Raw genomic sequence first — 14822 nt, 5'->3', positions numbered from 1 at the left:
AGGGTCGGTGGTGGCCGCTTGATCCGCGGGTGTGCCCGCGCCCGCCCGTGTGCCCGCGCCCGTGTGCGGATGTGCGCCCGCCCGCGGCCCCGCCTCCGTGTGCGGGTGTGTGCCCGCGTCCCCGTGTGCGCGCGGTTTTTCTGCCCCCTTGCCCGGTGGGGGCACGGCGTCCTGCGGCTCGGTGGCCGGCCGCATGGCGTCCGGACCCGAGCCGGGGCCCGGCTCCGCTGCCGCGTGCTGGTGATCCGTCATGCGTCCATCGTGACCGCCGAGCCGGTCCGATGGCAGTCGGGATGACCCTGGTCGAACCCTGATATCCGCCCGGGGATGCGTTCGATCACGGCTGGGCCGAAGATCAGGGGCGTCTCGGGGGTCGACCCTGATGCCTCGATCCGCCGTGCGTGTGAACATCGATGGCATGCCGGAAGCCGCAGCACTGCCAGTCGACACTCCGCGGCCCCCGCGCAAGCTCTACCGCAGCAGCGACGGACGCTGGCTCGGAGGCGTGGCGCGAGGGCTCGCCGGACATCTCGGCCTGCCCGTGACCTGGGTGCGACTCGTGTTCGCCGGCCTCTTCCTGGCGGACGGCCTCGGCGCCCTGGTCTACGCGGCCTTCTGGTTCTTCGTCCCGCTCGGTGTGGGAGGCGTAGACAACCAGCGGCCCCCGGCCATCTCCACCGAGACCTCTCCCGACGGCCGCCGCAGGCTCGTGGCCCGCAAGCCCGACCGTGGCCAGATGGTCGCCCTCCTCCTCATGGTCGTCGTGGCCATGGTCTTCGTCGGCAATGTGGACCTCGGAGAGGCCGCCAGGGCCTATCTCTGGCCGACCGTGCTCGTCGCGGCCGGCGTCGCCCTGGTCTGGCGTCAGGCGGACAACGCGCGGCGGGCCCGCTGGGCCGAGGTCGGCCGTCGGCGGCGCACGATCACGCTGCTCCGCTCCGTGGCCGGTGTCCTGCTGGTCACCGCGGGAGTGTCCGGGATATTCGTCCTGCAGGGCTCGGCCGCCCACCTCGGCTCGGTGTTGCAGGCCGCGCTCGCGGTCCTCGTGGGCATAGCGCTGCTGGCCGGACCGTACCTGGTCCGTATGACCCAGGACCTCTCCGAGGAGCGCCTGATGCGCATTCGCGCCCAGGAGCGCGCGGAGGTCGCGGCCCACGTCCACGACTCGGTGCTGCACACGCTGACGCTGATACAGCGCAACGCGGACAGCCCGAACGAGGTCCGCCGCCTCGCCCGCGCGCAGGAGCGCGACCTGCGGAACTGGCTGTACAAACCCGAGGGCACAGGAAAGGACGAGGCCGACGAGCCCGACACCCTCGCCGAGGCCGTGCGGCGGAACGCTGCGGAGGTCGAGGACAAGCACGGCGTCCCCATAGAGGTGGTCGTCGTCGGCGACTGCCCCCTCGACGAAGGACTGACCGCGCAGATGCAGGCCGCGCGCGAGGCGATGGTGAACGCCGCCAAGTACGGTGGCGAGGGCGGCGCCGTGCAGGTCTTCGCGGAGGTCGAGGGAAGGACGGTCTTCGTGTCGGTCCGCGACCGCGGTCCCGGCTTCGACCTGGACGCGATACCCGCCGACCGCATGGGCGTCAGAGAATCGATCATCGGCCGCATGGAGCGCAACGGAGGCACGGCACGGCTCCGCGCTGTGCCGGACGGCGGCACGGAGGTCGAGTTGGAGATGGAGAGGGCGGAGACGACGTCATGAGTGACGCGAACGGGGCGAACGACCTTGCCGCACAGGGCGGTTCGGGCACCGGCCCGGACAGGAAGCAGGGAGGTCCGACCGTGCGGGGCACGGATCCGGCCGAGGGCCTGCCCAGCGAGTCCGCCAGGCCCGATGCGCCTGACGAGACCACCACGGCCGGCGATTCCGGCGTGACCGCCGTACCCGGGAAGTCCGCCACGGCCGGGCTGCCCGCTGCGGCCGGGACCGGGGCCGGTGTCTCCGGGCCCGGGCGGCACGTCAGGGTGGTGCTGGTGGACGATCACCGGATGTTCCGTACGGGAGTGCAGGCCGAGATCGGGCAGACGGACCGTACGGGGGTGGAGGTCGTCGGGGAGGCGCCCGACGTCGACCAGGCGGTCTCGGTGATCACCACTACGCGACCCGAGGTGGTCCTCCTCGATGTGCATCTGCCCGGTGGCGGTGGTGTCGAAGTCCTGCGCCGCTGTTCGGCGTTGATGGCGGACGCCGAGCAGCCCGTCCGGTTCCTCGCCCTGTCCGTGTCGGATGCGGCGGAGGACGTGATCGGTGTGATCCGGGGCGGTGCGCGCGGCTATGTCACCAAGACGATCACCGGCTCCGACCTCGTCGAATCCATCTTCCGGGTCCAGGAGGGCGATGCGGTCTTCTCCCCGCGCCTGGCCGGCTTCGTCCTCGACGCATTCGCCTCCACCGACGCCCCGCCCGTCGACGAGGACCTCGACCGGCTCACCCAGCGTGAGCGCGAAGTACTGCGTCTCATCGCCCGCGGCTACGCGTACAAGGAGATCGCCAAGCAGCTCTACATCTCGGTGAAGACCGTGGAGTCCCATGTCTCCGCCGTGCTACGGAAGTTGCAGCTCTCCAACCGGCATGAGCTGACGAGGTGGGCGACGGCGCGACGCTTGGTGTGAGGGGTGGGCACAGGTGCTGTCGCCGGTACCGGTGGGCGGCCGTCAGAGAGCCGCTGATTGGGTCGAGGGACGACCTGAGGGCGACGGGTGGACGGGACGGGTTGGTGGGTTGGCGTCGCCAGCACGCCGCCGGGGTCGGCTGGTCGCCATCGCGGTCGCGCGTTCCGGCCTCAAGGCCGTCGAGGACGGCCGTCGAGGACGGCCTTGAGGATGAGCTCGGAGGTTCGGGCAGAGGCGGCGTTGCACTCGGTGGTCAATCTCGACCGCGGCCCGAGCCGAGTCACCCCGTTCGTCGTTCGATGTCGGTCGGTCCGAGCCGCCCCGGCGCAAGGGTCGGCCCGAGGCCCCCGGCTTTTCAGGGAGCCCGCCGCCGCCCGGCTCACGCCACCCGTGTGGCCCCCACGTACGGCATCTCGTCGAGGGGTGCCATGCGTACCGGCGCCGAGGGGTTCGGGGCGTGGATCATTTGGCCGTTGCCGACGTAGATGCCCACGTGGCTGATGCCGGAGTAGTAGAAGACGAGGTCACCGGGGAGGAGTTCGGAGCGGGCGACGCGGCGGCCGGCGTTGATCTGGGAGTAGGTGGTGCGAGGGAGGGAGACGCCGGCGGCGCGGTAGGCCGCCAGAGTGAGGCCGGAGCAGTCGAAGGCGTTGGGGCCGGTGGCGCCCCAGACGTACGGGCTGCCGAGCTTGGAGTAGGCGTAGGAGACGGCCGCGGCGGCGCGGGAGTCGGGGGCGTCGGCGGTGGCGGGGGAGACAGGGCCGGTGAGGCTGCGCCGGGACGAGGCGGAGGAGCGCGAGACGTGTCCCGCGGCCCCGCCCGCCGTGTCGAACCGCGCGCGGTCCTCGGTGGTGAGCCGGCCGAGCAGCTGCCGCGCGTCTGTCAGCTTGGAGGTGACGGTCTTCTTGTGCCGCTTCAGCTCCGTCTGCCGGGTCTTGAGCGTGCCCAGTTCGACGCGGGCGGCCCCGCGCAGCCGTTCGATCTCCAGCAACTGCTTCCTTACGCTCGCCACGTCCGCCGACTGCCGGCTGCCGATGCGCTCGGCGAGGGCGGCGCCGTCCAGGTACTGGTCCGGGTCGGCGGAGAGCGCGAGCTGCCAGGAGGGGTCCATGCCCCCGTCCCGGTACTGCGCCGCCGCCAGCGAACCGAGTTCGTCCCGTGCCGAGTTGAGCCGTTCGGTGCGGCGGGCGGCCTGGTCGCGCAGCTCTTCGAGGTTCTCCTGGGCCTTGTCGGCCTTCTCCTTCGCGCCGTTGTACTTCTCTGTGGCGACCTCAGCCTCTTGGTACAGCTTGTCCACTTTCGCCTTGACCTGGTCAGGCGTGAGCTGTGGATCGGCGTGCCCGGTGCCGTCGAAACCGGTCGCGGTCGCCGCGCCCGCGAGGGCGAACGTCGCGGCTGTGCGGACCGTGTGGCCGCCGAGTGAGCGCTGTCTGGGCTTGCGGTGCGCTGCCACGTGGAGTCCATGTCCTCTCCGTACGACCGCCGTCCGCAGTACGAACATCGTCTGTCCGTACGGACCGCCTGGGGGGAAGCGGTTACACGTCCGGCGGCGGCCCGCACAGGGGGAGCGGGACGCCGCCGGACCTTCTCGGCGGTGGTGTCCGACTGCCGCCCCTGGCCAGGGCGGCGGTGGGGAGCCGGTCACCTGAGGGAGGACGTTAAACCTGACTGTGAGCGCACCGTAACGCGTTGTGCGGAAGTGACGTGCACCGATCGTGAGGTGACCGTATGTGACCGTGATCCCGCCCTGGCGCCATCGGCTTCACGCTGCGCGATGACCGATGCGGCTATTTCGGACCTTAAGGGGGTTCGGTGGTGCTATACGGCGCATATATGCAAGATCATCGCGGCCCGTCCAACGGACGCCGCGGACGCCGCGGACGCCAGAGACGTCCCGAAGTGCCATCTGGGGGCCGGGGGTACGTCACTGCCGCCGCCCCGGTGCCCGGCGGGACACAGGCCTCTCATTAGGCTCCGCGCATGGACGTACTCATCCACATCCTCGTCGCCTTCCACATCATCGGCATCGCTTCCCTCCTGGGTGGATTCCTCACCCAGATGAAGGCCATGGGCCAGGGCGCCGCCCGCTTCGTCCCGGCCATGCTCCACGGCGCCCTCACCATGCTCGTCACCGGCGTGCTCCTCGTCGGCCTCAACCAGGCCGACGACCAGCCCGTCAACAACATCAAGATCGGCGTCAAACTGGCGCTGCTGATCGTGATCCTGGGGCTCGTCTACGTGAAACGGGACGAAGAGACGGTGGAGAAGCCGCTGTTCGGTCTGGTGGGCGCGCTGACCATCGCGAACATCTTCATCGCGGTGCTCTGGACCTGAGGGCCCACGCCCCTTCGTGAACCGTGCCGTTACGCAGGCCGCACCACGCTGTGGACCGACGACTCCCCGTCGTAGAAGACCGACTCCTCGCGGACGTACGTCCCCGGCTTGGGGGCGTGGATCATCATGCCGTTGCCGATGTAGAGGCCGACGTGGCCGATGTTGTCGTAGAAGAAGACCAGGTCACCGGGTCTGGCGTTGGCGAGGGAGACGGTGGTGCCGGAGGTGGCCTGGTCGTAGGTGGTGCGGGGGAGATCGACGCCGGCGGCCTTCCAGGCGGCCTGGGTGAGGCCGGAACAGTCGTAGGAGCCGGGGCCGGTCGCGCCCCAGACGTACGGTTTGCCGATCTGCGCGCGGGCGAGGGCGAGAGCCTTGTTGGCCTTCGAGGCGTAGGTCGAGTCCTCGGCCGGGGCGACGGTCTCGGAGGTGGCGTCGGTGGACGTCTCCGCGCCGGTGGAGGTCTCCTCCAGGGTTCCCTGGCCGCCCTGGGCTTCCTGGGGGGTCTCCTGGGGCGCCCGGGTCGTCGGTTGTGCCGCCTGCTGCCGCGCGAGTTCCTCGGCCTTGCGGTCGGCCTCCTCCTGCTCGCGCTGTTCGAGCGCGGCGAGCCGGGCCTTCTCGCCGGCGGTGAGAGTGGAGAGCAGTTCGCGGGCCTCGGCGAGCTTCGCCTGGACCTTGGCCTTCTTGGCCTTGAGGGTGTTCTGTGACTCGGTGAGGAGTTCGAGGCTGTCGCTCGCCTCCTGGCGCTGCTCCGTCGCCTCGGCCTGCTGGGTGACGTACGCGTCGACGGAGTCCTGCTGGCGGTCCGTCAACCGGTCCATCAGCTGGTTCTGGTCGAGGTAGTCCTGTGGGTTGTCCGCCAGGAGCAGCGAGGCCTGGTCGGGAGCGGCCGCGCCCGTGCGGTACTGGGCCGCGGCGAACGAACCGAGTTCCTCCCGCGCCTCGTCGAGTTTCTCCGTGCGCTTGGCGACGCTGTCGAGGAGGGTGTCGACCTGCTTCTTCTGCTTGGTCGTCTTCTCCTTGGCCGCGTTGTAGCTCTCGGTCGCCGAACCTGCCTGGCGGTAGAGGGCGTCGACCTTCTTCTCGACTTCCTCCAGGCTCGGCTTGGCGTCGGCCGAGGGGGCGGCGGTAGCCGTCTGGGAGAGCAGGGCCACGGAGGTGAGGGCGGCCGTGGCGAGAGCGGGGGTGCGTATGCCCGCGCGCGTTCCGGCTGGACGCGGCTTGCGGTGCGGCGCCATGGTTCGGCGTCTCCTTCCGTAGTCCGCCTACCGAGTTAGCTGTCGGGTTCGGGCGCAAGCTTCGGAAGGTTTGCCCTACGACCCTTGCCGCGTGCGGCGGTCGGGTCGATTCACCCCAGAGATCGGTGGGTCCCCGGCTCCGGCTGCCTCGGGAGGCGTACCGGACTCGGCGGAGGCTGTGCGGCCCGGCGACGTTCGCCGGTTGGGTCGTACGGCCCAAAGGAAAAAGCTAGCCAACTCGTGTGGCCCGTGTGAAGGTTGATGTGCGATATGCCCGATACGTTTTCGTGACCTTAGCCTCTTCGGTGCGACAGGCGATACGTTCGATCGCTCACCGTCGCAAAGTGGTCGCGGTGGGTGGTGAATACGGACTTTCCGGGGTGGCCTCTCGTTGTCAGTGGGGGCGCCTAGACTCGGAGAGCGATGAGCAGCCTCTTTGACGACAGCTTCCTGGCGGACTTCCAGGCCCCCCGCGGCCATGCGGAGGAACCCCCGCCGCCGCCCGAGGACGACCACGTACCGGAGCCGCTTCCGGACGATCTGTTCGGCGGGAAGTTCGACGTGCCTCCGGACCGGGACGCCTACTACCGCGACGGTGCCCCCCGCCCGGTGATCGACGCGGCGGCGCTCCTGGACGGGCTGAACGAGAACCAGCGCGCGGCCGTGGTCCACGCGGGCTCGCCCCTGCTCATCGTGGCCGGTGCCGGCTCCGGAAAGACCCGGGTGCTCACCCACCGCATCGCGCATCTGCTCGGCGAGCGGCAGGTCCACCCGGGCCAGATCCTCGCGATCACCTTCACCAACAAGGCCGCGGGCGAGATGAAGGAGCGCGTCGAGCACCTCGTCGGACCGCGCGCCAACGCGATGTGGGTCATGACCTTCCACAGCGCGTGTGTACGGATCCTGCGGCGCGAGTCGAAGAGGCTCGGCTTCACGTCCTCCTTCTCGATCTACGACGCCGCCGACAGCAAGCGGCTGATGGCGCTCGTCTGTCGTGACCTGGACCTCGATCCGAAGCGCTTCCCGCCCAAGTCCTTCAGCGCCAAGATCTCGAACCTGAAGAACGAGCTGATCGACGAGGAGGACTTCGCCGCCCAGGCCTCCGACGGCTTCGAGAAGACCCTCGCCCAGGCCTACGCTCTGTACCAGTCCCGCCTCCGCGAGGCGAACGCGCTCGACTTCGACGACCTGATCATGACGACGGTCAATCTGCTGCGTGCCTTCCCGGACGTCGCCGAGCACTACCGCCGCCGCTTCCGCCACGTCCTCGTCGATGAGTACCAGGACACCAACCACGCGCAGTACTCCCTGGTCAGAGAGCTGGTCGGCACCTCCGAGCACCCCGTCGACGTACCGGCCAACGAGTGGGACGTACCCCCTGCCGAGCTCTGCGTCGTGGGTGACGCCGACCAGTCGATCTACGCCTTCCGCGGCGCGACCATCCGGAACATCCTCCAGTTCGAGGAGGACTACCCGGACGCGACGACGATCCTGCTGGAGCAGAACTACCGCTCCACCCAGACCATCCTGAGCGCGGCCAACGCGGTCATCGAGCGCAACGAGTCCCGCCGCCCCAAGAACCTGTGGACCAACGCGGGCGCGGGTGCTCAGATCACCGGCTATGTCGCCGACACCGAGCACGACGAGGCCCAGTTCGTCGCCGACGAGATAGACCGACTGACGGACGCGGGCGACGCGAAGGCCGGAGACGTCGCCGTCTTCTACCGTACGAACGCCCAGTCCCGTGTCTTCGAAGAGATCTTCATCCGCGTCGGCCTGCCCTACAAGGTCGTCGGCGGCGTGCGCTTCTACGAGCGCAAGGAGGTCCGGGACGTCCTCGCCTACCTGCGCGTCCTCGCCAACCCGGAGGACTCCGTCCCGCTGCGCCGCATCCTCAACGTGCCCAAGCGCGGCATCGGTGACCGTGCCGAGGCGATGATCGACGCCCTCTCGCAGCGCGAGAAGATCAGCTTCCCGCAGGCGCTGAAGCGCGTCGACGAGGCGTACGGCATGGCGGCCCGGTCGACGAACGCCGTCAAGCGGTTCAACACGCTGATGGAGGATCTGCGGACCGTCGTCGAGTCCGGCGCCGGACCGGCGACCATCCTGGAGGCGGTCCTCGAACGCACCGGTTATCTGGCCGAGTTGCAGGCCTCGACCGACCCGCAGGACGAGACCCGCATCGAGAACCTCCAGGAACTCGCGGCCGTGGCACTGGAGTTCGAGCAGGAGACCGGCGCCGCAGAAGGTGAGGGCGAGGCGGCGGCAGCGACGCCCGTCGGGCTCCCCGCCTTCCTGGAGCGGGTGGCGCTGGTCGCCGACTCCGACCAGATCCCGGACGAGGAGGAGGACGGCTCGGGCGTCATCACGCTCATGACCCTCCACACCGCCAAGGGCCTGGAGTTCCCGGTCGTCTTCCTGACCGGCATGGAGGACGGCGTCTTCCCGCACATGCGCGCCCTCGGCCAGGCCAAGGAGCTGGAGGAGGAGCGTCGCCTCGCGTACGTCGGCATCACCCGCGCGCGCGAACGGCTGTACCTCACCCGCTCCTCGCTCCGCAGCGCCTGGGGTCAGCCCTCGTACAACCCGCCGTCCCGCTTCCTGGAGGAGATCCCGGCCACGCACCTGGAGTGGAAGCGCACGGGCGCCTCCGCGCCGGTGTCCTCGGGGCCGGCCGCCGGGATCGCGTCCTCACTGTCCTCGTCCCGTTCCCGCTCCTCGGCCTCCGGCGCGTCCGGCTTCGCGACCCGCCGCAGCAACGAGAAGCCGGTGGTCTCGCTCTCCGTGGGTGACCGCGTCACCCACGACCAGTTCGGCCTCGGCACGGTCGTCGGCGTCAACGGCACGGGCGCGAACGCGGAGGCGACGATCGACTTCGGTGACACCAAGCCCAAGCGGCTGTTGCTGCGGTACGCGCCGGTGGAGAAGCTGTAGCGAGCTGCGCGCGGCGAGCGTTCCGGCCGCGGTGACACGCATCGGGCCCCTGCTCGGCAGGGGCCCGGTCTTCGGTGTCGGTGTCCGTAACGGAGGCCGACGCGGCGTCTGTTACGTCGGGTCCAGCCCGTGGCTGCGCAGCCACGGCAGGGGGTCGATGGCGGAGCCGCCCGCCGGGTGGACCTCGAAGTGCAGGTGCGGGCCGGTCGAGTTGCCCGAGTTGCCGGAGAAGGCGATGGTGTCGCCGGCCTGGACGGTCGTACCGGAGGCGACCTTGTACGTGGAGAGGTGGCAGTACCAGGTCTCGGTGCCGTCCTTGGCGGTCACGATGACCATGTTGCCGTAGGCGGGGTTCCACTGCGTGCGCACAGTGCCGTCGGTCGCCGCCATCACCGTGGTGCCGTACGAGACCGGGAAGTCTATGCCGGTGTGCAGGGACATCCAGTTGACGCCGGACTGCCCGTAGTACGCGCTGAGTCCGTGCCTGGCGACCGGCAGTGCGAACTTCGGCCGCAGTCGCTCCTTGCGGGCGGCCTCGGCCGCTGCCTTCTTCTGCTCCAGCTCCTGCTGCGCCTTGAGGTCGATGCGCTCCTGCGTCCGGCTCGCCCGGTCGGCGAAGTCGTCCGCCTCGGCGGAGAGGCTCTCCAACTGGGTGTCGAGCTGGTTGTTGGCGGTGGACGGCTTCACGGCGGTGGCGTCCGACTTGATGGACGCCGTCGTCTCCGTGTCGTCCGACGTGGCGCCGACCGAGGCCGCGGCGATGCCCGCGACACCCATGACGCAGGCCGACGGAACGGCCACGGTCAGCAGGGCGGAACGTTTGGCCGGAGCCTTCCGACGCGACCGCGACGCCGCACGGGTGGTCGCCCGACCGGGGCTCGTGCTCCCGGTGGCCGCCGGAGTGGCCTCCTCCTCGCCGTCGAGGAGCGCCGCGCGATCCGCGCCGTCGCTCTCGAACTCGCCGTCCGAGGGAAGGTGTTCGTCCTGGTCGTACGGGGCGATCTGCTCGAAGGTGGCCGTCGCCTGCTGGTGGAAGTCCGTGGCCTCGGCCGCAGAGAGGTCCACCACCAGGGTCTGCGGATGCTCGTGGGCGTCGTACGACTCGTGGGAGCCGCCGCCGTGTTCGTACGACTCCGCGGTGGAGCCGCCGTGCTCGTCGCCGACGGGGGTGCCGTCGCTGTTCCACTGCGTGGCGTCGAACGCGCCCGTGTCGAAGTGCTGGGTGCCGACCCATTGCTGGGTCTGGTCGGACTGCCCCGACTGGCCCGCCTCGTCGGCCTGTTCGGCCTGCAGCCAGCCGCTCGCGTCCCACTGGCCGCTCGCGTCGGGGCTCGTCGACTGCGTCGGGACCTGGGAGAGGTGTTCGTAGCCGGCCGACCAGGACGTCGTTTCGTAACTGCCCGTGTCGTACACGGCTTGGTGCTGCGCGGCGTACGGGTCGTAGTTCAGCGTCTGGTGGCTGCCCGTCGACCACTGCGAGGCGTCGTAGGAGCCGGTACCGGCGTCATTGCCCGGCAGGTCGCCGAAGAGGGGATCGGCCGCGAAGGTGCCGGTGCCGGCGTGGGTGCCGGAGTCGAAACCGGTGGCGGGATAATCGCCGTACGTGGTGAAGTCACCATGGGTGGCTTCCTGGTGGCCGTACGACGCGTAGTGCGCCGGGTCGGCTTCGGAAGCCGGAGCCGGGGGTGTTGCGGTCCCCGACGGGTGACGATCGTTCACCAACTTCTCTTTCGCCTCGACGACAGGGGCTGGCAGAGCAGTGCGGTGACTGTACCCGGCGGTATGCGGGCGCGACAATCTTCAACGGGTTTCATGCGCGCAGGAAACGGGCATTCGAGCGTCTTTCGGTGGTCTGTGGGTACGACTTTGGCCTTGCGTTCGAGGGTTGTTCGATAGCGGGCGGCTGTGTGGGGGTTGTGGGACGCCCGCGCCGACCGGGGTGAGACGTTTCGCGGGGTGATGGCGTGCCGGAGGTGGGGCGCGTTGTTGCCGTCGGGAGGGGTGTCGCGAGTCCGGCGCGCGGCGGGGGCGCGTGGGCGTGCGCCGTGTTTATCGCCTTACGTCCCTGTTTCGCAGTCCTGTGTCGAGCGTCACTGTGCCGTCGTCGGCGGTCGAGGGCTCACGCCACGGTCAGGCCGCCGGGGCGGGCGGCGGTGCGGGCCCCGGTCCGCGAGGTGTCGAGGGCCTGCCGTATTCCGGTGGCGACGGCGGGGTGCACGGGAAGGGCGAGGTGACCGATGCCCGTGACCCGGATGTTCTGCGCCATCAGGTCCGGGTGGTCGACACAGGCGGTCTCCAGCGGAGCCATCACGTGGTCGAGGTCGCTCCAGAACGCCACGAAGTGCGTACGGCAGCCCGGCGCCGGCTCCCGCAGTTCCTCCAGCACCTTCGAACCCGGCCGCATCTGGCGGACGATCGGGTGCGCGTCCGCGAGCGGCACGGCCCGGGTGCCGCCGTGCGGGGTGCCGAGCGTGACGAGCGTACGGACACGCTGGTCACCGCCGAGCCGCTGCACGTAGTACCGCGCTATCAGTCCGCCGAGGCTGTGCCCGACGACATCCACCCGCTCCTGGCCCGTGCGCTCGCAGATGTCCTCGATGTGGTTGCCGAGCAGCTCGGCGGCGGCGCGGATGTCGCAGGTGAGGGGCGAGTAGTTGAGTGACTCGATGTGCCGGCCGCCGTGCTGCGCCAAGGAGCGGCGCAGCAGGACGAAGACCGATCGGTTGTCGATGAATCCGTGCAACAGGACGACGGGGGGCTTCTCCTCGGTGGGGAGCCGGGGGGTGTCGGCCGGGGGGAGCGTGGGGCTGATCCGGCGCTCCTGTGTCATCCCGGACGGATAGAGCAGCATGTGCCCGGCAAGGATCGCCAACTCCAGGGCGGTCGCCTTGAGAAGGGCCACGGACAGGCCTGCCAGATGGGTGGGCAGGAGCCGCTCGCAGAGCGGAAGAAGGGGCGCGACCGCCCTGGTGACCTTCATGCCCGACCTCCCGTCGGCAGACGGGTGGACGCCTCTGTCCCCCGTGTGCCCTAGTGGAGAGCCGCGGATGCGGACGGCGGCGGGTGGTGGGTGCGACGTGACGCGGTGCTTGTGCTTGCGTGACGTGCGGTGCGTGTGCGGCGCGTGAGGCGCCGATCGCGCGACGGGGAGTTCGGCTCTCCTGACCCCCCGCTGTCCCTGCCCTCTGCCGTCTGCCGGTGCCGATTCGTCCGGTCGCCGTGATCTCCCGCGGCGGTGGGGCGGTGCGGCGTCCTTCCGACGACTCTCCTTTTGCGCATGCTTCCCCGTGGCCCGCACGCCGCGAGGGCCTGTGGCAGGCGGCCCGGAAACGGTCCGGATGCCGCGATCACCTCCGTGATCACCTCGGTCCCCGCGACGCGTGAGCCGCGGAATCCGGGAGCGGTGCGCGGCGAACGTGTCCCATCATGTGATTTCCCCCTCGCCCTCCACCGCGAAACTGCCGGTTACGGGATGTTGGAGATAACGTTCGTTCACTTTCCCGGCGCGCGGTGTGGGTAGGTGTTCCATGGACCTGAAGCGCTGATGTGCACGGTTCGCGCGATTCGCGCGACATGTGTGGCTATGTTCTGTTACGGGTTGGTGTAGTCGTTTCATGGAGGCAGTGATGGGTGTGGCAGCCGGTCCGATCCGCGTGGTGGTGGCCAAGCCGGGACTCGACGGCCACGATCGCGGGGCCAAGGTGATCGCGCGGGCGCTGCGCGACGCCGGTATGGAGGTCATCTACACCGGCCTCCACCAGACTCCCGAGCAGATCGTCGACACCGCGATCCAGGAGGACGCCGACGCGATCGGCCTCTCCGTCCTCTCCGGCGCCCACAACACACTCTTCGCCGCCGTCATCGAACTCCTCAAGGAGCGCGATGCCGAGGACATCCTCGTCTTCGGCGGCGGCATCATCCCCGAGGCGGACATCGCGCCGCTCAAGGACAAGGGGGTCGCCGCCATCTTCACACCGGGAGCGACGACGGCGTCGATCGTGGAATGGGTGCGGGCGAACGTACGGCAGTCGGCGGGGGCGTAGGCTCTTCGGGGTGTTCGGGGTGTTCGGGGTGTTCGGGGTGTTCGGGGTGTTCGGGGTGTTCGGGGTGTTCGGGGTGTTCGGGGTGTTCGGGCGCGGGGCCGGTGGGGGTTCTCGTGCAGTTCCCCGCGCCCCCGAAAAGCAGGGGCTGCGCCCCTCGCCCTTCAGGCCCGCAAGGGCCTGGGCTCTTGGGGGCGCGGGGAACTGCGCGAGCGACTACGACGAACCCGCACTCGCGCACGAACCCGAACCCGAACCCCAGAGCTATGAGGCGCCCGGCGGCGCCAGCTCGGCCCGCATCGTCGCCCGCAACCGCAACGTCGTCGCGAGCCGCTGGAACGCCTCGGCCCAGTACCCACCGGCCCCCGGCGCCGAGTCCTCCGCGTCCTCCGGCGTCGCGGTGAGCGGCTGGAGCCGCACCGCCTCCGCAGGGTCCAGGCACCGCTCGGCCAGCCCCATCACCCCGCTGAAACTCCAGGGATAACTCCCCGCGTCCCGAGCGATGTTGAGCGCGTCCACCACGGCCCGCCCCAGCGGCGGAGCCCACGGCACCGCACACACCCCGAGCAGCTGAAACGCCTCCGACAGCCCGTGGGTGGCGATGAACCCCGCCACCCACTCGGCCCGCTCCCGGCCCTCCAACGTGGCCAGCAGCTTCGCCCGCTCGGCCAGCGACACGGCCCCCGGCCCGCCGGCCTCCGGCGTGGAGGGCGTCCCCAGCAACGCCTGCGACCACCCGGGATCCCGCTGTCGCACCGCCGCCCGGCACCACGCCCCGTGCAGCTCACCCTGCCAGTCGTCCGCGACCGGCAGCGCCACGATCTCCTCCGGCGTACGCCCCCCGAACCGCCGCGACCACGCACCGAGCGGCGCCGCCTCCACCAACTGGCCCAGCCACCAGGAACGTTCACCCCGACCGGCCGGGGCCTTGGGCAGCACACCGTCACGCTCCATTCCGGGGTCGCACTCGTGCGGGGCCTCGACCACGAGCGTGGGTGTTCCGGCAGCCGCCGACGTGCTGCCGGTGCGGTCGACGGCCACACACGCGGTCGCCCGCTTCGCCATCCGCCCCGCGAGCATCGAGCCGGGCAGGGCGGACAGCAACTCCGCCGCCGTGGCCCGCACATTCCGGCTGCGGTCATCCAACGCGGCCTCCAGGAAAGGCTCGTCCGCCGCCTCCAGACCCGCGCGGAGCGTGTCGAGGAACATGAGCCGGTCCTCTGCCCGCTCCGTCGACCACGTGGCCGACAGCAACTCGCGTGCCGGGGCGGCATCCCGGGCCCGTATCGCCGTGAGCAGTGCGACGCGCTCCGCGAACAGGCCCTCCCGCCAGAGCCGCCGGACCCGCTCGGACTCGTCCGGGCCGGGCAGGGACGCGCCACCGCCGGGCGCGGCACGCAGCGCGAAACGCCAGTCCGTGTTCAGCCGGGCCAGCCACAGCGCCCGCGCGCCCGCGAAGGCCAGGACGGCCGGACGCAGGTCGGTACGGCCGCGAGCCGCGTCCAGCAGCGCGGGCAGGGCCTGAGGAGGTGGCGCGTAACCGTGTGCGTTGGCCAACGCCAGCCACTGGGGCAGCAGTTCCATCAGGTCGGGTGCCGTGCCCCGCCGCCCGCCACCGCCGCCGGGCCGGTCGGCCAGCAGCGTCGTCAGTCTCCGCGTC

10 protein-coding genes, 1 pseudogene and 1 riboswitch are annotated in these 14822 nt (G+C 70.5%); of the genes and pseudogenes, 5 read left to right on the top strand and 6 right to left on the bottom strand.

Annotated elements, in window-relative coordinates; translation table 11 throughout:
• Positions 1–252: pseudogene (locus AWZ10_RS52880) on the bottom strand (hypothetical protein); the annotation flags it as partial.
• Positions 253–382: 130 nt separating this feature from the next.
• Here AWZ10_RS52880 and AWZ10_RS09825 point away from each other — a divergent pair.
• Positions 383–1708, top strand: a complete 1326-nt coding sequence (locus AWZ10_RS09825; protein WP_046703674.1) for an ATP-binding protein — start codon at positions 383–385, stop codon at positions 1706–1708.
• Positions 1705–2619: a response regulator transcription factor gene (locus AWZ10_RS09820; protein WP_279616619.1), complete on the top strand. Its 915-nt coding sequence runs from the start codon at positions 1705–1707 to the stop codon at positions 2617–2619. Before AWZ10_RS09825 ends, AWZ10_RS09820 begins: the two co-directional genes overlap by 4 nt.
• 379 nt (positions 2620–2998) lie before the next feature.
• Here the strand turns inward: AWZ10_RS09820 and AWZ10_RS09815 are convergent, their stop codons facing one another.
• A complete protein-coding gene (locus AWZ10_RS09815; RefSeq protein WP_060890884.1) occupies positions 2999–4072 on the bottom strand; it encodes a C40 family peptidase in 1074 nt (357 codons plus the stop codon).
• A 527-nt stretch (positions 4073–4599) separates the two neighbouring features.
• On the opposite strand from AWZ10_RS09815, the gene AWZ10_RS09810 reads away from it, so the two are divergent.
• Positions 4600–4953, top strand: a complete 354-nt coding sequence (locus tag AWZ10_RS09810; RefSeq protein WP_046703676.1) for a hypothetical protein — start codon at positions 4600–4602, stop codon at positions 4951–4953.
• Between the two features lie 29 nt (positions 4954–4982).
• Here AWZ10_RS09810 and AWZ10_RS09805 read toward each other — a convergent pair whose 3' ends face one another.
• Positions 4983–6188 carry a C40 family peptidase gene (locus AWZ10_RS09805; protein ID WP_046703677.1) on the bottom strand — a complete coding sequence of 402 codons (1206 nt, stop codon included), beginning with the start codon at positions 6186–6188 and terminating at the stop codon, positions 4983–4985.
• A 9-nt stretch (positions 6189–6197) separates the two neighbouring features.
• A riboswitch (cyclic di-AMP (ydaO/yuaA leader) is annotated at positions 6198–6370 on the bottom strand.
• A 241-nt stretch (positions 6371–6611) separates the two neighbouring features.
• Here AWZ10_RS09805 and pcrA point away from each other — a divergent pair.
• Positions 6612–9122 carry a DNA helicase PcrA gene (pcrA, locus tag AWZ10_RS09800; protein ID WP_046703678.1) on the top strand — a complete coding sequence of 837 codons (2511 nt, stop codon included), beginning with the start codon at positions 6612–6614 and terminating at the stop codon, positions 9120–9122.
• Positions 9123–9233: 111 nt separating this feature from the next.
• Here the strand turns inward: pcrA and AWZ10_RS09795 are convergent, their stop codons facing one another.
• Together AWZ10_RS09795 and AWZ10_RS09790 are read right to left on the bottom strand one after the other, a co-directional pair.
• A complete protein-coding gene (locus AWZ10_RS09795) occupies positions 9234–10841 on the bottom strand; it encodes a M23 family metallopeptidase (protein ID WP_060890883.1) in 1608 nt (535 codons plus the stop codon).
• Between the two features lie 400 nt (positions 10842–11241).
• Positions 11242–12102 carry a lipase family alpha/beta hydrolase gene (locus AWZ10_RS09790; protein ID WP_060890882.1) on the bottom strand — a complete coding sequence of 287 codons (861 nt, stop codon included), beginning with the start codon at positions 12100–12102 and terminating at the stop codon, positions 11242–11244.
• A 646-nt stretch (positions 12103–12748) separates the two neighbouring features.
• Between AWZ10_RS09790 and icmB the strand changes: the two genes are divergently transcribed.
• Positions 12749–13165: a coenzyme B12-dependent isobutyryl CoA mutase small subunit gene (gene icmB / locus AWZ10_RS09785; RefSeq protein ID WP_046710002.1), complete on the top strand. Its 417-nt coding sequence runs from the start codon at positions 12749–12751 to the stop codon at positions 13163–13165.
• A gap of 261 nt (positions 13166–13426) precedes the next feature.
• On the opposite strand, the gene AWZ10_RS09780 is transcribed toward icmB, so the two are convergent.
• Positions 13427–14822, bottom strand: a 1396-nt coding sequence (locus AWZ10_RS09780) for a DUF5691 domain-containing protein (protein ID WP_060890881.1), incomplete at its 5' end; no start/stop codon positions are given.

The organism is Streptomyces europaeiscabiei, from assembly GCF_001550375.1.
Taxonomy (GTDB): Bacteria; Actinomycetota; Actinomycetes; order Streptomycetales; family Streptomycetaceae; genus Streptomyces; species Streptomyces europaeiscabiei.
The sequence above is the reverse complement of the archived record's forward strand: the minus strand, read 5'-3'. Positions and strand labels throughout refer to the sequence as shown.

Coding starts and splice junctions, on each gene's coding strand:
- AWZ10_RS09825 (WP_046703674.1), top strand. CDS start 383: ATGCCTCGATCCGCCGTGCGTGTGAACATCGATGGCATGCCGGAAGCC.
- AWZ10_RS09820 (WP_279616619.1), top strand. CDS start 1,705: ATGAGTGACGCGAACGGGGCGAACGACCTTGCCGCACAGGGCGGTTCG.
- AWZ10_RS09810 (WP_046703676.1), top strand. CDS start 4,600: ATGGACGTACTCATCCACATCCTCGTCGCCTTCCACATCATCGGCATC.
- AWZ10_RS09805 (WP_046703677.1), bottom strand. CDS start 6,188: ATGGCGCCGCACCGCAAGCCGCGTCCAGCCGGAACGCGCGCGGGCATA.
- pcrA (WP_046703678.1), top strand. CDS start 6,612: ATGAGCAGCCTCTTTGACGACAGCTTCCTGGCGGACTTCCAGGCCCCC.
- AWZ10_RS09790 (WP_060890882.1), bottom strand. CDS start 12,102: ATGAAGGTCACCAGGGCGGTCGCGCCCCTTCTTCCGCTCTGCGAGCGG.
- icmB (WP_046710002.1), top strand. CDS start 12,749: ATGGGTGTGGCAGCCGGTCCGATCCGCGTGGTGGTGGCCAAGCCGGGA.